We start from the raw sequence: 20,973 nt of genomic DNA, 5'->3' as shown, positions 1-20,973 counted from the left end.
AGACCCGGGGGACGCGGGCCGTCCATCAACAGAGCCGTGCCCTGGCGCCGGGGCGTCCGGCCTGCTAGAACGGAAAGACCTGAACGAACGCAGAACACGGGTCCGCCCAACATGCCCGACGACGTGAAGACATTGCCGAACCCGGGCCCCGAAGGCGGCCGGATCCACGAGACGCCGCTGGCCGGTGCCCTGTCGGAGCGGTACCTGGCCTATGCCATGTCCACCATCATGGCGCGCTCGCTGCCGGATGTGCGGGACGGGCTGAAGCCGGTGCATCGCCGGCTGCTCTGGGCCATGCAGCAGCTCAAGCTGGACCCGGCCGGCGGCTTCAAGAAATGCGCGCGCGTCGTCGGCGACGTGATCGGCAAGTATCACCCGCATGGCGATGCCAGCGTCTATGAGGCGCTGGTGCGGCTCGCCCAGGACTTCGCGGCGCGCTACCCGCTGGTCGAGGGCCAGGGCAATTTCGGCAATATCGACGGCGATAACGCCGCGGCCATGCGCTACACCGAGGCGAAGCTCACGGAGGTCGCCAAGGCGCTGCTGGAGGGCATCGACGAGGATGCCGTCGATTTCCGCCCGACCTATGACGGCGAGGAGCAGGAGCCGGTCGTCCTGCCGGCCGCCTTCCCGAACCTTCTGGCCAATGGCGCGAACGGCATCGCGGTGGGCATGGCCACCTCCATCCCGCCGCATAACGCGGGCGAGGTGTGCGGCGCCGCGCTGGAGCTGATCCGCAACCCCGAGGCGACCACCGCGCAGCTCCTCCTGCACATGCCGGGCCCGGACTTCCCGACCGGCGGCGTGATGGTGGAGCCCGCCGACAGCATCCTCCAGGCCTATGAGACCGGGCGCGGCGGCTTCCGCCTGCGCGCGCGCTGGGACATGGAGAAGCTGAAGAACGGCACCTGGCAGGTGGTGGTCACCGAAATCCCTTACCAGGTCCAGAAGTCCCGCCTGATCGAGCAGATCGCGGAGCTGCTGGAGGCGAAGAAGCTGCCGCTGCTGGCGGATGTGCGCGACGAGAGCACGGACAAGGTGCGGATGGTGCTGGAGCCGAAGACCCGCACCATCGAGCCCGCCATGCTGATGGAGAGCCTCTTCCGCGCGACGCCGCTGGAGAGCCGCATCCCGCTGAACATGAACGTGCTGGATGCCGAGCGCACCCCGCGCGTGATGGGTCTGCGCGAGGTGCTGCGCGCCTGGCTGGACCACCGGCAGGTCGTGCTGGTGCGCCGGTCCTCCCATCGGCTGGCTGCCATCGAGCGGCGGCTGGAGATCCTGGACGGCTATCTCATCGTCTACCTCAACCTCGATGAGGTGATCCGCATCGTGCGGGAGGAGGACCATCCGAAGGAGGTCCTGATGCGGACCTTCGAGCTGACGGATATCCAGGCCGAGGCCGTCCTCAACATGCGCCTGCGCGCCCTGCGCAAGCTGGAGGAGATGGAGATCCGGCGTGAGCACACGAAGCTCACCAAGGAACTGAAGGGGCTGCAGAAGCTGCTCTCCAGCGACAAGGCCCAGTGGGCCAAGATCGCCGAGGAGATCGAGGCGGCACGCGACAAGTTCGGCTCGGGCGCGCTGGGCGACCGGCGGACGGTGCAGAGGGAGGCCGTGGCGGTCGCCTTCGACGAGGCGCAGTTCGTCGAGCGCGAGCCGATCACCGTCATCCTCTCCGAGAAGGGATGGCTGCGCGCGCAGAAGGGCCATATCGAGGACACGGCCGGCCTCCGCTTCAAGGAGGGCGACAGCCTGGCCCTGCTGCTGCACGCGGAGACGACCGACCGGATCGGCTTCCTTGCCTCGAACGGGCGCGCCTACACGATCAAGGCCGATGTCATCCCGCGCGGCCGCGGCGATGGGCAGCCAGTGCGGCTGATGGTCGAGCTGGGGAATGAGGACAACATCCTCTCCGCCTTCGTCTGGAAGGAAGGGATGCGGTTCCTGCTCGCCTCCCGCAGCGGGCGTGGCTTCGTCGCGAAGAGCGAGGACCTGCTGGCCGAGAAGCGCACGGGAAAGCAGGTTCTGGTGGTGGACGCGCCGGACATGCTCGCCGTCTGCGCCCCGGTCGAGGGAGACACGGTCGCGGTCGTCGGGGAGAACCGCAAGCTCCTCGTCTTCCCGCTGGAGCAGGTGCCGGAGATGACGCGCGGCCGCGGCGTGGCGCTCCAGGGATACCGCGATGGCGGGCTTTCGGACGTGAAGGTCTTCGATGCGCGTCGGGACGGCCTGACCTGGCGCATCGGCGACCGCACGCGGACCGAGACCGCGCTTGCCCCCTGGCGCGGCAACCGTGGCGGGGCAGGGAAGATGCCGCCGAACGGCTTCCCCAAGTCCAACCGCTTCGACGGCTGAGGGCGGAGCCGGCCCAACCCTGGGAGCCCCGGCCCCTTGGAGCCGTGGGCCGGCTTCTAGCCCACGCTCTCCGGCACGATGGCCGTCATCGGCGGCACGGCGTCGCGCAGGGGGTGCCAGGCGCCGTTCGTCAGGATCTCGCTGGGCTTGAAGCCGGCCTTGTAGGCCATCTTGGCGCTCTGCGGGACCCAGTAGCCGAGATAAACATAGGGCAGGCCCAGCGCCCGCGCCCGTTCCACCAGATGCAGGATGGCGAGCGTGCCGAGCGAGCGGCCCGCATGCTCCGGCTCGAAGAAGGAATAGACGGCGGAGAGGCCGTCCTTCAGCCAATCCGTCAGGCAGGCGCCGACCAGCCGGTCCGGCGCCTCGCGGAACTCGATCAGCATGGTGGTGATCGGCGTGTCCTCGACCATGGCGCGGTAGTCGTAGAAGCCCATGGCGGCCATGTCGCCGTCCCGGTGGCGGGCGCGCTGGTAGCGCTGGAACAGCGCGAACTGCTCGGCGGTGGCGCGTGCCGGCACCTCCTGCGCCACCACCCCGGCATTGGCGCGCTGGACGCGGCGATGGGTCCGCCCGGGGGCGAAGTCGTCCACCACGATCCGGATGGGAATGCAGGACTGGCAGCCCGGGCAGACCGGCGCATAGGCGATGTTGTGGCTGCGGCGGAAGCCGGCGCGGGAGAGGCGGTCATGCAGCGCTTCGCCTTCCGGGCCGGACAGCTCGGTCACCACCTTCCGCTCCGTCCGCCCGGCCAGGTAGGGGCAGGGCAGGGGGGCGGTGGTGTAGAAGAACTGCGGTCGGCGTTGGGCACGGTGCAGCATGAGGGCTCCAGTTTCGGCTGAACGGGCCCCGCCGTCCATGCCTGTATCGCCGCATCGACGCGATCGGCTCCCCCGGGTGGCAGAATGCCTCACGGATCGAGCCGCAGTCTGGCCCGCGCGGGCGCGATGGCGGGCAACGCTTCGGCCTGGCCGGCGGCCCAGCCGGCAGTCCTGTCCCCCCAATGGCGGGAGAAGGGATTGCCCGACTGTCCCGTGGCGATCGCGGCCAGCACGCCGTCCGGCGAGGACAGATCCATCACGATCCGCAGCCCGGGGCCGTGGATATGGGTGAAGTCCCGGCCCATTCCACCCCGGTTCACCGTCTGTCCGTCACCGGGCGTCGGGGCCTCGATGCGGATCAGGTCGCGCAGCAGGGGCACGAAACGGAGCAGCGGGTGCTCCAGCCGCACGCGATGGGCATCCCCCCAACGCCAGCGATGGGGATCCGGGCCGAAGCGCGGCGAGAGCGACGCGACGGCCGCCTCTAGCGCCCGCATGGACATCGCCTCGCAGCCATCGGCCCCGCACCACGCGGCGCCCTCAGGCCGGGTGAGGAGGGCCAGGAATTCGGGGCCGGCCGTCCATGAGCCCTCGGGCACCCCTCCCGCCGCCATGGCGAGCCGTCCCAGTTCGCGCATCCAGGCGTTGAAGACGAGGGGCTGCGGCAGCTCGGGGCCCATCCGCCCGTCCCAGCCTGGCAGCAGGTCGCGCGCGGCCCCGGCCATTCCCTCCGGCCGTGGAGGGGCGAGCAGCAGCGGCAGCATCTCGCGCGCCAGCAGGCTCACCGCATCCGCCTGCATGGCGGCGAAGTCGCCGGGCGCGTGCCGCGGGCGCTGGCGCAGCAGGTCCCCGATCCTTCGAAAGCGCCAGTCGCCGAACCAGTCGCGGCCGAGGAACACGTTGCTGCCCGCCGGCTGCACGCGGTTGTTGGCATTGGCGATCACCCCGCCCGGCGGCGCGACCACATGCGGCATCTCCTCGAAGGGCACCCAGCCCGTCCAGTCATGCGAGCCGTCCCAGCCGGGGGCGGGCAGGGTGCCGTCGCCGGCGGCGCGGCGCGGCGTGCGGCCGGTCAGGAACATGGCGATCCCGCCCGCCGCATCGGCCACCATGAGGTTCTGCGCGGGGCTCGCGATCAGCGCGGCCGCCGCGCGGGCCTCGGCGACGGACCGGGCGCGGTTCAGCGCGAGCAGGCCGGCGGCCTGCGTATCGGCCGGGGCGAGGCTCGCCATGGCGACGGCCAGCACCTGCTCGCCCGGCGGCTCCTCGTCGAGGTCGGAGATCACCGGGCCGTGCCGCGTCTCCCGCACCCGCAGCACCTCCTCCGGGCGGCCGCGCACCGCGATACGCTCCTCCCGCGTGGTGAAGGGGCGGGGGCCGTCCGGCGTCTGGTAGGCATCCGGCCCGGCGAGGCGTTCGACGAAGACGTCCTGCGTATCCGAATGAGTGGTGGTGAAGCCCCAGCCCAGGCTTTCGTTCCGCCCGATGACGATCATCGGAACACCCGGCGCCGTGGCCCCGGCGAGGAAGCGCCCGCCGGGCAGCTCGACCCGGGCGAGATACCAGAGCACGGGGGCCTGCAGCCCGAGATGCGGATCGGAGGCGAGGAGAGCCCCGCCGGTCACTGAGCGCGGGGGCGCCACGGCCCAGGCGTTGGAGGCGGAATTCGGCAGCGGTGCGTCCTCGCCCCAGCGCGGCACCGCCTTCAGCAGGGAAGCCAGCCTCGCCGGCTGCGGCAGGGCAGCGAGGTCGGCGCGGCCGAGGCTCTCATCGGCGGGCCAGAGCTGCTCCATGCGCTCGGCCGAGAGAATCCCCGCCAGCCGTGCCCGCTCCGTCTCCGTCCGCCAGTTGCCCGAGAGCCAGAGCCCCATCACCTTGCCCCAGAGCAGGCTGTCGGCTGGGCGCCAGGGCTCCGGCTCGCCCAGCGCGATGAATTCCGGCGCGACGAAGCGGCCGCGCGCGCGGGCCCAGGCATTCACCCCGTCGGCATAGGCCTGGAGCATGTCCCGCGCCTCGGCGGGCAGCGCGGCGAGGTCGGCTTCGGCCCGCTGGCGCAGCCCGAGGGTGCGCATGAAACGGTCCAGCCGCAGGGTGGAGGCGCCGGCGATCTCGCTCAGCCGCCCGGCGCCGCCCCGCCGTGTCATCTCCATCTGGAACATCCGGTCCCGGGCATGCAGCACGCCCAGGGCCATGGCGGCGTCCCGCTCGCTGGCCGCGCGGATGCGTGGGATGCCGCGGTCGTCGAAGCCGATCTCGACCGGGCCCGAGACGCCGGAGAGGCGCAGCGCCTCCGCCTCGCCCGGGAGGGTCCACCAGATGGCGCCAGCCGCGGCGGCAAGGAGAAGGAGCGGCAGCGCGACGAGGATCAGGAGCGTGCGGCGGAGCCAGCGCCCGAGGTGACGCCCCGGGTGACGCCCCTGATGGCGAATGACGGGGCGGACGCGCCGGGGAGGGGAGGCCATGGGCCCCATATGAACCCGACCCGCCGCGCCCGTCCAAGCGCTGCTCCGTGAAGTCTCACGCGCCGCGCGCCACGCGCCCCCGGCCCGCCGGTGGACCCGGCGCGCGAAGCGCCCAGCGGTGGTTCAGGCTGGCGCGGCGGCCGCCAGCGCGTCCCCTAGGGCCGCCATGGAATAGGGCTTCCGCAGCAGCGGCAGCCCCGCCTCCGCCACCCGGGCGGGGGCGCCGCCATAGCCGCTGGTCAGCAGCACCGGCAGGTCGGGATGCGCCTGGCGCAGCGCATGGGCCAGGTCCAGCCCGTCCATCCCGCCGGGCATCAGCACGTCGGTGAAAACCAGATCGATCTCGATTCCGGACTCCAGCTTCGCCAGCGCGTCGGTCGGGCCTGTTGCTCGGAAAGCCGCGTGGCCGAGATGGCGCATCATGTCGAGGACCAGCCCGGCCACCGCCTCGTCGTCCTCCACCACCAGCACCCGGAGGGGGCGCGCTTCGGCCGGCGCCGCATGAGGCGGGGGCTGGGCCTCGGCGGCCGGCGCGGTGGCGGCGCGCGGCAGGAGCAGTGTGACGCAGGTGCCGTGGCCCGTCCGGCTCGCCAGGCGCGCCGCTCCGCCGCTCTGCCGGGCAAAGCCATAGACCTGTGCGAGGCCGAGCCCCGTGCCGCTGCCGGGCTTGGTGGAGAAGAAGGGTTCGAAGGCGCGGGCCAGCACATCCTCCGGCATGCCCATGCCGGTATCCCGCACCTCGATCCGGAGGAAGTCGCCGCGCAGCGCGTCCGGGTCTTCCGGATCATCCAGCCGGGCGTTCCGCACGGCGATGCGCAGCTCGCCCCCTCGCGGCATGGCATCCTGCGCGTTCAGCCCGAGATTGGTGAGCGCGAGCTCCATCTCCGAAGGGTCGGCGAGCACCGGCCAGACATCCTCCGGCGCGTCCACCGTCACCGCGATGTCGGCCCTGAGGGAGCGGGAGAGGAGGGCGCCGAGATCGGCCAGCCAGGGGCCGGTGGCGATCGGCTCGGGCCGAAGCGCCTGGCGGCGGGCGAAGGTCAGCAGCCGCCGCGTCAGGTCCGCCCCGCGGCTCGCCGCCTGGGTGATGCTGCCGATCAGCTTCTCCCGCCGCGCCGGGTCCTCGGTGCGGGCGAGGAGAGAGGTGCCGGCGGTGACGACGGCGAGAAGGTTGTTGAAGTCATGCGCGACGCCGCCGGTCAGCTGCCCCAGCGCCTCCAGCTTCAGGGTCTGCGTCACGCGCGCCTGCGTGGCCTCGCGCGCCGCCACCTCGCGCTCGACCTCCCGCCGCAAGTTCTCGTTCGCATCCCGCAGGGCCTGCTCGGCCCGCTTGCGCGCGGTGATGTCGATGCAGAGGCCGGTCAGCCGCCAGGGACGGCCTTCCGGGTCGCGCTGCATCCGGCCGCGGCAGGAGAGCCAAAGGGTGCCGCGCTGCGGATGGCGCACGCGGTACTCCACGTCGAACTCGGGCCGGTGCAGATCCAGCACTGCGCGGATCGCGCGCTCCGCCGCCGACCGGTCGTCCGGCAGGACCGAGGCGAGCCAGGCCTCGTAGGAAGCCGGCGCGTCCGGACAGATGCCCAGCAGCTCGCGATACTCGTCCGACCAGACCACGGCATGGCGCGCGATCTCCCAGTCCCAGGAGCCGGCGCCGGCATAGCGATGGGCGAGGCGCACCCGTTCCTCGCTGTCGCGCAGCGCGGCGTCGATCGCGGCCAGCTCGGCGCGCCGCTCCGCCATCTCGCGCCCAAGCGCCGCATTGGCCTCCTCCAGCTCGGTGGTGAGGGACCAGAGATCCTCGAAGGCGGCGCCGAGGACAGGGTCATCCTCGTCGAGAGCTGTCCGGCGCGCCGAGACGAGGGCGCGCCAGGCCATGAGCTGCCGCTCGGAGGCTTGCAGCCGATCGGCGAGACGACCCGATTCCGCGCGCGCCTCGGCGAGGGCCGTGCGGAGGGATTCCACCTCCGCGCCGCTTTTCGCCACAGGCCTCACGCGGAGACGTCCCACTGGTGCGCGCCCCTCCACTGCCTCTCCCGACCGGTTGACCTATGTTACAACGATCCAGGAAGGGGCGGGTTCGGTCGCGCGCTTCACAGAAGCTGCTGCGACAAGGATGACGCTTCCGTCAGCAGAAGGGGCAGGAAGCGCGCGGCCATCTCGCCAGAGGCGTGCAGAGCCACCGGCGCGCCCAGGTTGAGCGCGGCGACGACGCGGCCGTCATAGCGGCGCAGCGGCACGGCCAGGGAGCGGAAACCCAGTTCCATCTCCTCCTCCACAAGGGCGTGCCCTTCCGCGCGGGCCAGGAGGATCGCCTCGCGAAGCCGGGCCGGATCGGTTTCCGTGCGCGGCGTGACGGCTTTCGCGTCGAGCGTGGCGAGAAGCGAGTACAGGGCTGGGTCGGGCAGGGCGGCAAGCAGGACGCGCCCCAGCGCCGTGCAATACGCGGGCAGGCGCGCGCCGATCATGGTGTTCACCGGCACGAGCCGGGAGGGCTGGCCATAGGCGACGAAGACAGCCTCCGCGCCGTCCAGCATCGCGACCGAGCAGTTTGCCCCGGTGGCCGCGGCGATCCGCTCGCAGCAGGGTTGCAGCAGGGCCGAGACGCCATTCGCGCCCAGATAGCCCGACGCCAGGCGAAGCACCCGGGGGGTGAGGCGGAACAGCCGCCCATCGGCTTCGACCAGTCCGAGATGCGCGAGGGTGAGGAGGGCCCTGCGGGCGGTCGCGCGCGGAAGGTCCACCGCCCGTGCCGCCTCGGCCAAGGTCATCTGCCGCCGCTCAGGCCCGAAGGCCGAGAGAATCGCGATGCCGCGTGCCAGGGCCTCGGAATGATCTGGGCCGAGTGCCGCCTCCTCGCGCCGTCGCGCGGCATCCGCACGAAGTCTCGGCATCCTTGCTCCTCTCTTCCGGCGCGCCGTGATGCATCGTTGCGCCGCTCGGAAAGAGGGTTCTACAATCGCACTAACGTTCGGTCATTGAACATTCGCGGGAGTCATCGGCCATGATGAGTGCGGAACAGAACCGGCGGCTCACACAGGTCGGGCCGGGAACACCGGGCGGCGCGCTGCTGCGCCGCTACTGGCAGCCGGTGGCATTGCTGGACGAGCTGGACAGCGCCCGCCCCGTGCGCCCGGTGCGCGCGCTGGGGCAGGATTTCGTCCTGTTCCGCGACGAGGCCGGCACGATCGGCCTGATCGACCGGGACTGCCCGCATCGCGGCGTCGATCTCGCCTATGGCCGGCTGGAGGATGGCGGGCTGCGCTGCCCTTTCCATGGCTGGCTCTTCGCGGCCGATGGGCGCTGCCTGGAAACCCCGGCGGAGCCCGAGGGCAGCACCCTGTGCCAGCGCATCCGCACGCGCTCCTACCCCGTGCAGGTCCGCTCGGGCATCGTCTTCGCCTATCTGGGGGAGGGCGAGGCGCCCGCGCTGCCGGCCTTCGACTGCTTCGTCGCTCCTGGGACGCACACCTTCGCCTTCAAGGGGCTGATCGAGTGCAACTGGCTGCAGGCACTGGAGGTGGGGATCGACCCGGCGCATGCCTCCTTCCTGCACCGGTTCTTCGAGGATGGCGATTCGAAGGAGGCCTATGGCAAGCAGTTCCGGGGTGCTTCCGACGGCTCCGACCTGCCGATGACCTATGTTCTGCGCGAGTTCCCGCGCCCGCAGATCGAGGTGGAGAACACCGATTACGGCCTGCGCCTGACCGCGCTGCGCCGGATCAGCGACCAGACGACGCATGTGCGCGTGACCAACCTGTATTTCCCGCAGGCCTTCGTCATCCCGATGAGCGCGGAGATGACCATCACGCAGTGGCACATGCCGGTGGATGACGAGCGCTGCTACTGGATCGCGGTCTTCACCAGCTTCGCGGGCCCGGTGGACCACGCGACCATGCGCGCCCAGCGGCTGGAGACCTACGCGCTTCCGGACTATCTGCCGCGCCGCAACGCCCGCAACGAATACGGCTACGACCCCGCCGAGCAGGCGAGCCAGACCTATACGGGCATGGGCCACGACATCAACACGCATGACCAATGGGCGGTGGAGAGTCAGGGCCGGATCCAGGACCGCACCCGCGAGCACCTGGCTTCCACGGACAAGGCGATCGCCGCCAACCGGCGCCTGCTGATGCGCGCCATGGCCGCCGTGGAGGAGGGACGACCGCCGCTCATGGCGCTGGATGCCTCTCAGGCCGCTTCCATGACCGGCCCGGCCACGATCGACGGCATGGCGCCGACCGAGGGTTGGGAGGCGCATTGGAAGGCGGCCGTCGCCCGGCGCCGCGCCGCCGCGCCCTGGTCCGCCCCCGCTCTCGCCGCCGAGTGATCGCCGCGGGATGAGCTTCGTCGAACGGCACGGGCTGCGGGACGCCGCGGCCCGGGAACGCGCGGCCGAGGTGCTGCGCCGGATCGAGGCGGAGGGGATCGGCGTCCTCCGGCTGTCCTATCCCGACCAGCACGGCATCCTGCGCGGCAAGACGGTGGTCGCGGCCGATGCCGCGCGCGCGCTGCGCGACGGCATCGCCATGACCACGACGATGCTGCTGAAGGACAGCGCCCATCGCACGGCCTGGCCGGTCTTCACGGCCGGGGCGGGGATGGGCATGAAGGAGATGCAGGGGGCCGCGGACTTCCTCCTTCTGCCGGATCCCGACAGCTTCCGCGTGCTGCCCTGGGCGCCGCATACGGGCTGGCTGCTCTGCGAGGCCTATTTCGCGGATGGGCGGCCTGTGCCGCTCTCCCCCCGCCAGCAGTTGCGGCGGGCGCTGGACCGGGCCGCCGGCATGGGCTTCGGCTACACCACCGGCATCGAGCTGGAATTCCACCTCTTCCGCCTGCTGGACCCGAAGCTGGCGCCGGAGGATGCGGGCCAGCCCGGCACGCCGCCCGAGGTCGCGCTGCTGACCCAGGGCTACAACTACCTCACGGAAAGCCGCTACGACGCGCTCGACCCCGTGCTCGAGATCCTGCGCAATGCGGTCGAGGCATTGGACCTGCCGCTGCGCTCCATGGAGGTGGAGTACGGGCCGAGCCAGGTCGAGTTCACCTTCGATGCGCAGGACGCGATGGCCTCGGCCGATACGGCGATCCTGTTCCGCTCGGCGGTGAAGCAGGTGGCGCGGCGGCATGGCTATCACGCCACCTTCATGTGCCGCCCGCGCATCCCGAACGTGATGTCCTCGGGCTGGCACCTGCACCAGTCGCTGACCGAGGCAGGGACGGGGCGCAACGTCTTCATGGGGGAGAGGGGCGCGCTGCTCTCGGGGACGGCGCTGCACTTCCTCGGCGGGCTGCTGCACCATGCGCGCGCCGCCGCCGCCTTCTCCACCCCCACCATCAACGGCTACCGCCGCTACCGGCCGCTCTCCCTGGCGCCGGACCGGGCGGTCTGGGGCATCGACAACCGGGGCGTGATGGTCCGCGCCCTCGGCCAGCCGGGCGACCGCGCGACGCGGCTGGAGAACCGGGTCGGCGAGCCCGCCGCCAATCCGTATCTCTACATGGCCTCCCAACTGCATTTCGGCCTGGACGGCATCGCGCGGGAACTGGACCCCGGCCCGCCAGCCGACACGCCCTATGAGACCGAGGCCGCGCCGCTGCCGCGCAGCCTGGCTGAGGCGCTGGACGCGCTGGACAGGAACGGCACGGCGCGCGAGGCTTTCGGGGAAGGCTTCATCGACTGGCTCCTGCGAATCAAGCGCGCCGAGATCGCCCGCTTCGAGGCGGAGGTCTCGGAATGGGAGCAGCGGGAGTATTTCGAGCTCTTCTGATGCGCGGCTGACGCGCCGGGGAAGCGGAACAAGGGGGCGGGGATGGCGATCCTGGAACTGGAGGCGGTGGAGAAGTCCTTCCCCGCGCGGGGTGGCCCGCCCACCCTGGCGATGGACCGCCTCTCCCTCTCCGTCCGGGATGGGGAGTTCCTTTCCATCCTCGGGCCCTCCGGCTGCGGGAAGTCGACCCTGCTTCAGATCGCGGCCGGGCTCATGGCGCCCTCGGCCGGACAGGTGCGCGTCGCCGGCCGCCCCGTTACTGGGCCACCGCCGGAAGCGGTCTATGTGTTCCAGCAATATGGCCGATCGCTGTTGCCCTGGCGCAGCGTGCGCGACAACGTGGCCTTCGCCGTGGAGCATCGCCCGGGCATGTCGCGCGGCCGTGCGAGAGAGGCCGCGGATGTGCAGCTCGCCTCGGTCGGGCTGACGGGCTTCGGGGACCATTTCCCCTGGCAGCTTTCGGGCGGGATGCAGCAGCGCGTGGCGCTGGCCCGCGCATTGGCCGCGGAGCCGAAGATCCTGCTGATGGACGAGCCCTTCAGCGCGGTGGATGCGCTGACGCGCCTCGACCTGCACCGGCTGATGCTGGAGCTGTGGGAGAAGCGCGGCCTGACGGTGGTTCTGGTGACGCATGACGTGGAGGAGGCGGTGGCGCTTTCCGACCGCGTCGCGTTGCTCACGAAGCGTCCCTCCACCATCGCCCGCGTGGTCGAGACGGGGCTGCCCCGCCCGCGCGACGCCGTGGAGGTGCGCGAGACGGCGCGCTTCCTCGAATTGCGGCATGAATTGTTGGACGCCCTACTGACCCGTGGCGGCCATGCGGCCTGAGAGGCTCCTGGGCCTGCTTCCCGGCCTCGGCTTCCTGGCGGTGCTGCTGGCCGCGCTGGAATGGGCGGTGAATGAGGGGCTGATCCGGCGCGCCCTGATGCCGCCGCCCTCTGCCATCTGGGAGGTGCTGTCGGACCTGATCGCCTCCGGCGAGGTGCTCGGGCCGCTGCTGGCCACGCTGCGCCTCGTCTTCATCGGCTTCGCCATCGGCTCGGCGCTGGGGATCGCGCTCGGCATCGCCATGGGCTGGTGGGGCGCGGCCTACCGGCTGCTGGAGCCGCTGGTGGAACTGCTGCGCCCCATTCCCAAGGCCGCCCTGGTGCCGCCGCTGATGCTGTTCCTCGGCATCGGCGACACGATGAAGATCACCTCCGTCTCGCTCGCCGTCACCTTTCCCGTGCTGGTGAACACGCTGCAGGGCGTACGCGGGGTGGACCGGGTCCTGCTGGATTCCGCGCGCACCCATGGCTGGGGCACGGCGCGCGTGCTGCGCCTCGTGGTGCTGCCCGCCGCGCTGCCCTTCATCCTGGCGGGGATGAAGACGAGCCTCGGCCTCGCGCTCATCATCACCGTGCTGTCGGAGATGCTGACGGGGCAGGGGGGGCTGGGCTTCCTCATCCTGGACATGCAGCGCAGCTTCCTGATCCGCCAGATGTATGCCTGGCTCGTGATCCTCGCCCTGGTGGGGCTGGGGCTGAACGCGTTTTTCGCCTGGGCGGAGGCCAGGGCCCTGCACTGGCAGAACCGAAGCTGACCAAGCAAGAAAGAGAGGAAACAACCATGACCGAGATTTCCCGGCGCGCCGCCATTGGCGCCACGCTCGCCCTTCCGCTCGCGGCGCCGTCGCTGCGGGCCCAGGCGCTGACCAAGCTGCGGGTCAGCGTCATCCCGGTGCTCGACGTCGCGCCGCTACATGCCGCCATCCGGCATGGCTACTTCGCCGCGGAGGGCATCGAGATCGACACCTCCACCACGGCCGGCGGCGCGACCGGCCTGCCCGGCGTGGTGGCGGGGCAGTTCCGCATGGCCTTCACCAACACGGTTTCCGCTCTGCTGGGCGTTCGCGAGGGGCTCGATTTCCGCTTTGTCGCCCCCGCCGTCCGCTCACAGCCGAACCCGCCGGACAGCATGGCCATTCTCGTCCGCAAGGGCTCGGGCATCACCAACGGCAAGCAGCTGGAGGGCAAGCGCGTGGCTTCCAACACGCGCAACAACATCGTCTGGCTGCGCGGCATGGCCTGGATCGACAAGACCGGCGGCGAATGGCGCAAGGTGAACGCGGTGGAGGTGCCCTTCCCGCAGATGGCCGATGCGCTGGCGGGCGGGCAGATCGATGCCGGCTTGTTCAGCGAACCCTTCGTGACCGCCGCCCTGCAGGCCCATGGCGACAAGCTGGAGCGCATCGGCTGGTTCATCCATGAGACCGCGCCGGCTTCCTCCGTCGCGCAATACGTCGCCATGAAGGAGGATGCGGAGCGCAACGCCGAGGTGTTCGAGCGCTTCGCCCGCGGCCTGGCCAAGGGCACGGATTGGGTGAACGAGCGGCTGGGCAAGCCGGAGCTGCTGGAGCTGATCTCTGGATTCTCCCGCGTTCCCGTGGAGCGGCTGCGCGATTGCGCCTTCACCGTCTATGTGAAGGAGGTCACCGAGGCGGAGATCGCGGAGGTGATCGCCACCATGACGAAGTTCGGCCTGGGCGGGCGCTTCCCCGAGCCGTCCCAGCTGATCTTCCGCACGGCGAAGGCCTGAGGTGATCGGGCGCTCGCGGTTTCCGCGCGTCCTGCGAGGCCCGGCGATTGCATGCGCCGCCTCGCCAGGACCGACCTGCTGAAGGAGACCGCGAGCATGATCCGCCTCACCCGCCGCACCGCGATCGTCGCCACCCTCACCGCGCCTCTCGCCGCGCCTGCCTTGCGGGCCCAGTCGCTGACGAGGATGCGGGTCAGCGTCATCCCCGTGCTCGACGTGGCGCCGCTGCACGCCGCGATCGCGCAGGGCTATTTCCGCGCGGAGGGCATCGAGATCGACACCTCCACCACCGCCGGCGGCGCGACCGGCCTGCCGGGGCTGGTGGCCGGGCAGTTCCGCGCGGTGTTCTCGAACGGCGTCTCGACCATGCTCGGCATCCGGGAAGGGCTGGAATTCCGCTTCATCTCCGGCGCCTCCCGCGGCACGCAGCAGGCGCCGGACATCCTGGCGGTGCTGACGCGCAAGGGCAGCGGCATCCGCACGGGCAAGGAGCTGGAGGGCAAGCGCCTGGCCAGCAACACGCGCAACAACATCGTCTGGCTGCGCGGCATGGCCTGGGTGGAGAAGACCGGCGGCGACTGGAGAAAGGTGACCACGGTGGAGGTTCCCTTTCCCCAGATGGCGGATGCGCTGGCCGGCGGGCAGGTGGATGCCTGCATCTCCTCCGAGCCCTTCGTGACCGCCGCGCTGGAAAGCCATGGCGACCGCATCGAGCGCATCGGCTGGCCGATCAGCGAGACGGCGCCCGGCGGGACCAACGCCCATTACGTCGGCATCGCGCCCGACCTGGAGCGCAACGGCGAGGTGTTCGACCGCTTCGCGCGCGGCCTGCACAAGGGCGTGGACTGGGTGAACGAGCGCCTGGGCAGGCCGGAGCTGCTGGAACTCATCTCCGGATTCTCCCGCGTGCCGCTGGAGCGGATGCGCAGCGTCGCGCTTCCCGCCTATCCCAAGGGCGTGACCCCCGCCGAGATCGACGACCTCGTCGCCACCATGCAGCGCTACGGGCTCACCGGCCGCTATCCGGCGAGCGCGGGGCTGATCCATCGAACAGCGCAGGTGTGATGCGTCGCTTCACCTCCGGCTTCTGGCTCATCCTGGCCCTGCTCGCGCTGTGGGAGGTTTCCGCGCGGGCGGGTTGGGTGGACAGCCCGAACTGGCCGCCCCTGACGCATGTGCTCGCCGCGCTGCTGCGCGACACGGCCTCCGGCGAGATCCCCATGCTCGTCGGTTCGACGCTGGCGCGGATGTTCGCCGGCCTCGCGGGGGGGACGGTCGCGGGGGTGGCGATGGGGCTGCTCTTCGGGGCCAGCCCCCTGGCCGCGCGGGTGCTCGGCCCGACGGTGGAGCTGGTTCGCCCGATCCCCATCCCCGCCATCATCCCGCCGCTCGTCCTGTTCCTCGGCCTCGACAATGGGATGAAGATCAGCATCGCCGCCATCACGGCCTTCTTCCCCGTGCTCACCAACACGGCCCAGGGGCTGCGCGCGGTAGAGGCGGACCAGCTGGCGATGGCCCGCACCTTCGGCGTGCCGGCCTGGCGGCGGCTGTTCCTCGTCACCCTGCCGGCCATCCTGCCCTATGTGCTGGCGGGGCTGCGCGTCGCCCTCGCGCTGGCACTCGTGACGACGGTCGTCGCGGAGATGATCGCGGGCGAGCAGGGCGTCGGGCATTACCTCGTGCTGATGCAGTTCGCCGGGCGCGCCGAGGAGATGTACGCCGCCGTGCTGGTGCTGGCCGCGCTGGGCTACGCGCTGAACCGCGGCTTCCTCTGGCTGGAGCGCCGGCTGATCGGCTGGTTCTTCGCCACGGGCCGCGATGGCTGAGCAGCCCGCGCGGGCTGCCCCGGGCGATTCGGCCAAGGCTGTGACCCGCTGGGCAGAGGTCGCGGTGCTGGTCGGCGCGGGCGTCACCGCTTCCCTGCAGCTCGGCAAGGTGGCGCCGGCGCTCCTCGCCATCGCGGCAGATCTCCAGGTCGGGCTGTCCGGGGCCGCCGGGTTGCTCTCGGTCTTCGCCCTGATGGGGGCGGTGTTCGGCCTCGCGGCCGGGCTCGTGGCGGCGCGGCTGGGGATGCGGCGGGCCTTGCTGGCGGGCCTCTGGGCGCTCGGGGCCGCTGGGCTGGCGGCCGCCTTCGCGCCGGGGCCGGCCTTGCTCTATGCCTGCCGCGTGGTCGAGGGAGCGGGATTCCTCGCCGTCGTCGTCTCCGCCCCGACCCTGGTGGCGGCCCGCGCCGCCCCGGCGGACCGCGCTCTGGCCATGAGCTGGTGGAGCATCTTCATGCCCAGCGGCATCGCCCTGGGCATGCTGGCCGCGCCTGTGGTCGAGGGGTTTGGCTGGCGCATGGCCTGGGCGGTCATGTCGCTGCTGCCGCCCTTTGCCGCCCTCCTGGCCGGGGCGCTGCTGCCGCGCTCGGCGGGCCAGCCCGTGGGCGCGCAGGACGGGCTGCGGCGACGACTCGCCGCGCTGTGGCGGGCGCGCCTGCCCGTGCTGCTGGCGGGCGCCTTCTCCTGCTACGCCGTCATCTACTTCGGCATCGCGGGCTTCCTGCCGGCGCGGCTGGTGGAGGGATTCGCCCTGGCACTGCCCCTCGCGGGCCTCGCCGGGGCAGCGGCGGCCATCGTCAATATCGGCGGCAACCTGCTGGCGGGCCGGCTGATCCGGCGGGGATGGCGGGCTTCCCTGCTCGTGCTTTCCGCGGGGATGGCGATGGCCCTGCTCTCGGCCGGCACCTTCGCGCTGCCCTTCTCGCTCGGCCTAACCCTGGCGGCGGCGCTGCTGGCCTCGGGGATCGGCGGAATGATCCCGGCCTCGCTCTTCACCCTGGTGCCCCGCAGCGTGCCGGAGCCGTCCCTGACCGGACCGGCGCTCGGCCTGGTGGTCCAGTGCAACAATATCGGCTCGCTCCTGGCGCCGATGGCGGTGGCGGCAGCGGCGCGGCAGGGCTGGGGCTTCGCGGCGCTGCCCCTGCTTGCCGCCGGGCTGGCGCTGGTGCTGCTGGCCCGGCCTCTCCGGCGGCTGGGCTAGCTGCCGCCCCCGCTCAGCGGCCGGTGAAGTGGGACGGACGCTTCTCGAGCCAGGCGGCGCGCCCCTCCCGCAGATCCTCGGAGTCCCGGACGCGGCGCGCCGTGGCCGCGATCGCCTCCAGATCGGCATCGCCCCGGGCAATGTCGTTCAGGGCCCGCTTCATGCCCTGCACGGCGAGCGGGGCATTGGACGCCAGGGTCGCGGCCAGCTCGGCCACGCGCCCCTCAAGCGCCTCGGGCGCGACCAGCTCGGTCAGGAAGCCGATCCGCAGCATCTCCTCCGCGTCCAGCTTCCCGGCCGTCAGGAACAGCCGCTTGGCCGAGTTCAGGCCAAGCCGACTGACATAGCGCTGCATCCCGCTGGGATAGTAGTGCAGTCCCAGCCGCGCGGCGGGCATGAACATGGCCATGCCCGTGACGCCGATCCGGAAATCGCAGGCGAGCGCCAGGTCGGTGGAGCCGCCATAGACGCCCCCATTCATCGCGCAGATCGTCGGCACGGCGAGACGCTCCAGCCGGTCCGCCAGCCGGCCGAAGGAGGATTCATCCTGCGGCCCGCCGGAGCCGATCTCGCCGATATGGAAGCCCGAGCTGAAGGAGCGCCCGCCCGCGGTCAGCACGGCGACCCGCACCGACGGCTCGGCCGCGATGCTGTCGAGCAGCCCGTCGAGCGCGACCAGATCGGCTGGTTCGATCCGGTTGTGCACGGCCGGGCGGTTGAGGCGGATGGTGGCGACCGCGCCCTCGATCGCGAGGGTCGGGATCCCGGGCGCGGCCTGCATCACCTCCGCTCCTTCAGGCCATGTTCACCATGATGGTCTTCTTATGGGTGAAGTGCTCCAGCATCGCCTCCAGCGAAGCCTCCTTGCCCAGGCCGGAGGACTTCACGCCGCCATAGGAGAGGTTCGCCTGCACGACGAGGTTCTGGTTGATCTGCACCAGCCCGGCCTCGAGCTTATGCGCCAGCGTCAGGCCAACCTTCAGGTTGTTGGTCCACAGGCTCGCGGCCAGCCCGTATTCGCTGTCATTCGCCTCTTCCAGCACCGCCTCGGCGTCGTCGAAGGGGAAGATGCAGGTCACGGGGCCGAAGATCTCCTCGCGCACCAGCCGGCTCTCCTTGCCGAGGCCGGTGAAGATATGCGGCTGGATGAACAGCCCCTTCTTCAGCGCGGGGTCGGAGGGCATGGCGGAGCAGGCGCGCCCGGTTGCGCCGGCGGTCGCCTTGCCCTCGTCGATGAAGGTCTTCACCTTCTCGAACTGCCCGTCCGAGATGATGGTGCCGATATCGGTCTTCTCGTCCAGCGGGTCGCCCATGACCATCTTGTCGACCTTCTCCGCCATGGCATCGACGAAGCGCTGGAAGATCGGCCGCTCGACATAGATGCGGCTGGCTGCCGTGCAGCTCTGCCCCTGGCGGGTGAAGCGCATGGAGGTGAGGGCGCCGGCGAGCGTCTTGTCGAAGTCGCAATCGGCGAAGACGATCATGGGCGACTTGCCGCCGAGTTCCAGCGTCACCGGGATCAGCTTCTCGGCCGCCGTCCGGTAGACGATCTTCCCGGTCTCGACGGAGCCGGTGAAGGTCACCTTCCGCACCTTCGGATGCGAGACCAGCGGCGCCCCGCATTCCGGGCCGAAGCCCGAGACCATGTTGAAGACGCCGGCCGGCAGCACGCGGTTCATCAACTCGCAGATGCGGAGCACCGCGAGCGGCGCCTCCTCCGCGCTCTTCACCACCACGGAATTGCCGGCCACCAGGGCGGGGGCGACCTTCAGCGCCATCAGCAGCATGGGCACGTTCCAGGGGATGATGGCGCCCACCACCCCCAACGGCTCGCGCACCGTCACGGACAGGACATCGGGGGCGAAGGGGACGGTCTCGCCCTTCAGCTCGCCGCCGAGCCCACCGAAGAATTCGAGGATGTCGGCGACGGTGTTCGCCTCCACCCGGCTCTCGGTGCGCAGCGCCTTGCCGGTCTCGAGCGCGATCAGCCGCCCGAGCTCCTCCACATGGGTGCGCATCAGGGCGGCGCATTGCGCCACCAGCGCGCCGCGCTTGCGGGCCGGGGTCTTGGCCCATTCCTTCTGGGCGCGGGCCGCGTCCTCGACGGCCGCCTCGACATCGGCGGCGTCACCCTCGGCGGCGCGGGCCACCTCCTCGCCCGTCGCGGGGTTCACCACGGCGAAGCTCTTGCCGGACCGCGCCGGAACGTAGCGGCCGCCGATGAAGTGATGCCCCGACAGCGCCTTGGCCAGGACGAAGGGATCGGTGGTCGGCGCCTCGGGGGTGGGGTGGGGGCGGTCGAGCATGGGCGTTTCCTCATCCGTGCCGGCAAGGGGCGGGGGCAGGGGGCGGGGAGGGTGCCTCCGCTGGCCGGGAGCCGCAAGCATCTGGCCCCCGCTTCCTGTCGGAAGCGTGCCTTGCCCGGACGGGGCGGGGGAGCCAATCTGCCCATCCCGGCGCCCGAATGGGCGTCAGAGCCATCCCGGCGCGCATTGGCGCCGGAACCCACCTGGCGCCCGGCAGCGCCCAACGGAGGACCGGATGTCCGAGGCTGCGACGACGATTGAGCGCGTTCCTGGCGAGCAGGAGCCGCGGGAGCCCGCCCCCGCCGCCGCCCGTTCCTGGATCGAACGCCTTTGGTCCTCCATCGCCGATCGCGGGCGCCTCTTCGCCTCGGTTCCCAACGACTCCGTCCCGCCGCTGGAACGCGCCAAGAGCCTCACCGAGGCCCTGCTCACCGAACGCGGCGAGGCCTCCGGTGCGGCCGTGGCGCGGGAGGTCATGGGTGCCCTGCGGGACCTGGCGCCCGCCGACCGGGCGGCCTTTCACCTGTTCCTCGCCACGGGGTTCGATGCGAATCCCGAGCCGCTGCGCGAGGCCGCCGAGGCCTATCTGGCCGATCCCTCGCCGAAGAACGCCACCCGCCTCGCCCGCTGCGCGGAGCCGCCCCGCCAGGAGCTGCTGCGGCGCATGAACATGTCCCCGGGCGGCACCGCCGCGCTGGTCGAGCTGCGGCGGCAGCTGCTGCACGAGCTGCGCGAGGAGCCGGCGCTGAAGCCGCTGGAATCCGACCTCCACCACCTCTTCGTCTCCTGGTTCAATCGCGGCTTCCTGCAGCTCCGTCGCATCGACTGGCAGACCCCGGCGGCCGTGCTCGAGAAGATCATCCGCTACGAGGCGGTGCATGAGATCGCGGGCTGGCACGACCTGCGCCGGCGCCTCGCCGCCGACCGGCGCTGCTACGGCTTCTTCCACCCGGCCCTGCCGAACGAGCCGCTGATCTTCGTCGAGGTCGCGCTGGTGCAGGGCCTCGCGGAGTCGATCCAGCCGCTGCTGGACACGGAGCACGAGGCGGGCGCCGAGACCCGCGCGGCGGAGGCCGACACGGCGATCTTCTACTCCATCTCCAACTGCCAGGACGGGCTGCGCGGCATCTCCTTCGGCAACTTCCTCATCAAGCAGGTGGTGGAGGACCTGAAGGCGGAGCTGCCGCAGCTCACCCGCTTCTCCACCCTCTCCCCCATCCCGGGCTTCCGGCGCTGGCTGGAGAAGCGGATGGCGGAGGGCGGTGCCGATGCCGAGCTGGCCATTCCCGTCTCCGAGGAAGGGTGGTGGCAGGACCCGGCCCGGGCGGAGGCGCTGCGCGCCCCCCTGCTGCGGCTCTGCGCCGAGTATCTCACCAGCCCCGGGGACCGGATGGACCCGGTGGCGCGATTCCATCTTGGCAACGGTGCCCGGCTGGAACGGATCAACTGGCTGGGCAATACCGCGCCCCGCGGCATGCAGGAATCCTACGGACTGATGGTGAACTACCTCTACGACCGCGACGAGATCGAGCGGAACCACGAGGCCTTCGCCCGTGGTGGCACGGTGGTGCGCTCCGGCGCGGTGGACGCGCTGCTGGCTCCGGCCAAGGCTGCCCCGGCGAAGAAGGCGCGCAGCAGCGCGAAGGCCTCCTGA

General features: G+C 71.4%; 16 protein-coding genes. 10 read left to right on the top strand and 6 right to left on the bottom strand.

What is annotated here, in order from left to right:
• Positions 1–111: 111 nt before the first annotated feature.
• Positions 112–2,358, top strand: coding sequence for a DNA topoisomerase IV subunit A (parC, locus tag BUB97_RS11810; RefSeq protein ID WP_073134926.1), 2,247 nt, complete (start codon positions 112–114; stop codon positions 2,356–2,358).
• A gap of 56 nt (positions 2,359–2,414) precedes the next feature.
• On the opposite strand, the gene BUB97_RS11805 is transcribed toward parC, so the two are convergent.
• From BUB97_RS11805 to BUB97_RS11790, 4 genes are all read right to left on the bottom strand, one after another.
• Complete coding sequence (locus BUB97_RS11805; RefSeq protein ID WP_073134924.1) at positions 2,415–3,179, bottom strand: arginyltransferase; 765 nt, start codon at positions 3,177–3,179, stop codon at positions 2,415–2,417.
• 89 nt (positions 3,180–3,268) lie between these two features.
• Complete coding sequence (locus BUB97_RS11800) at positions 3,269–5,641, bottom strand: penicillin acylase family protein (protein ID WP_073135037.1); 2,373 nt, start codon at positions 5,639–5,641, stop codon at positions 3,269–3,271.
• A gap of 123 nt (positions 5,642–5,764) precedes the next feature.
• Positions 5,765–7,633, bottom strand: coding sequence for an ATP-binding protein (locus BUB97_RS11795; RefSeq protein ID WP_139281334.1), 1,869 nt, complete (start codon positions 7,631–7,633; stop codon positions 5,765–5,767).
• Positions 7,634–7,731: 98 nt separating this feature from the next.
• Complete coding sequence (locus BUB97_RS11790; RefSeq protein ID WP_073134923.1) at positions 7,732–8,532, bottom strand: IclR family transcriptional regulator domain-containing protein; 801 nt, start codon at positions 8,530–8,532, stop codon at positions 7,732–7,734.
• Between the two features lie 110 nt (positions 8,533–8,642).
• Here BUB97_RS11790 and BUB97_RS11785 point away from each other — a divergent pair, with 110 nt between their 5' ends.
• From BUB97_RS11785 to BUB97_RS11750, 8 genes are read left to right on the top strand one after another with little or no spacing between them, the layout of a single operon-like run.
• Positions 8,643–9,968, top strand: coding sequence for an aromatic ring-hydroxylating dioxygenase subunit alpha (locus BUB97_RS11785; RefSeq protein ID WP_073134922.1), 1,326 nt, complete (start codon positions 8,643–8,645; stop codon positions 9,966–9,968).
• Positions 9,969–9,978: 10 nt separating this feature from the next.
• Entirely contained in the window at positions 9,979–11,412 is a 1,434-nt protein-coding gene (locus BUB97_RS11780) for a glutamine synthetase family protein (protein ID WP_073134921.1), read from the top strand.
• A gap of 42 nt (positions 11,413–11,454) precedes the next feature.
• On the top strand, positions 11,455–12,240 hold the full coding sequence (locus BUB97_RS11775; protein WP_217659646.1) for an ABC transporter ATP-binding protein: 786 nt from the start codon (positions 11,455–11,457) through the stop codon (positions 12,238–12,240).
• Positions 12,230–12,994, top strand: a complete 765-nt coding sequence (locus BUB97_RS11770; protein WP_139281333.1) for an ABC transporter permease — start codon at positions 12,230–12,232, stop codon at positions 12,992–12,994. The genes BUB97_RS11775 and BUB97_RS11770 overlap by 11 nt, the downstream gene beginning before the upstream one ends.
• A 26-nt stretch (positions 12,995–13,020) precedes the next feature.
• Complete coding sequence (locus BUB97_RS11765) at positions 13,021–13,989, top strand: ABC transporter substrate-binding protein (protein WP_073134917.1); 969 nt, start codon at positions 13,021–13,023, stop codon at positions 13,987–13,989.
• A 51-nt stretch (positions 13,990–14,040) separates the two neighbouring features.
• The gene (locus BUB97_RS11760) at positions 14,041–15,054 is read left to right on the top strand and encodes an ABC transporter substrate-binding protein (protein ID WP_073134916.1); all 1,014 of its coding nucleotides are present in this window, start codon (positions 14,041–14,043) and stop codon (positions 15,052–15,054) included.
• Positions 15,054–15,815, top strand: a complete 762-nt coding sequence (locus BUB97_RS11755; protein WP_073134915.1) for an ABC transporter permease — start codon at positions 15,054–15,056, stop codon at positions 15,813–15,815. Before BUB97_RS11760 ends, BUB97_RS11755 begins: the two co-directional genes overlap by 1 nt.
• Positions 15,808–17,013 carry an MFS transporter gene (locus BUB97_RS11750; protein WP_073134914.1) on the top strand — a complete coding sequence of 402 codons (1,206 nt, stop codon included), beginning with the start codon at positions 15,808–15,810 and terminating at the stop codon, positions 17,011–17,013. Before BUB97_RS11755 ends, BUB97_RS11750 begins: the two co-directional genes overlap by 8 nt.
• A gap of 13 nt (positions 17,014–17,026) precedes the next feature.
• Here the strand turns inward: BUB97_RS11750 and BUB97_RS11745 are convergent, their stop codons facing one another.
• Both BUB97_RS11745 and BUB97_RS11740 read right to left on the bottom strand, forming a co-directional pair.
• On the bottom strand, positions 17,027–17,794 hold the full coding sequence (locus BUB97_RS11745; protein ID WP_073134912.1) for an enoyl-CoA hydratase/isomerase family protein: 768 nt from the start codon (positions 17,792–17,794) through the stop codon (positions 17,027–17,029).
• Between the two features lie 13 nt (positions 17,795–17,807).
• Complete coding sequence (locus tag BUB97_RS11740; protein ID WP_073134910.1) at positions 17,808–19,319, bottom strand: aldehyde dehydrogenase family protein; 1,512 nt, start codon at positions 19,317–19,319, stop codon at positions 17,808–17,810.
• 235 nt (positions 19,320–19,554) lie between these two features.
• On the opposite strand from BUB97_RS11740, the gene BUB97_RS11735 reads away from it, so the two are divergent.
• Positions 19,555–20,973 carry a malonyl-CoA decarboxylase gene (locus BUB97_RS11735; RefSeq protein WP_086062130.1) on the top strand — a complete coding sequence of 473 codons (1,419 nt, stop codon included), beginning with the start codon at positions 19,555–19,557 and terminating at the stop codon, positions 20,971–20,973.

It is taken from the genome of Muricoccus roseus (genome assembly GCF_900141905.1).
In the GTDB taxonomy this organism is placed as follows: domain Bacteria; phylum Pseudomonadota; class Alphaproteobacteria; order Acetobacterales; family Acetobacteraceae; genus Roseomonas; species Roseomonas rosea.
Note: the sequence above shows the minus strand (reverse complement) of the source record. Positions and strands in the feature narration are given on the sequence as shown.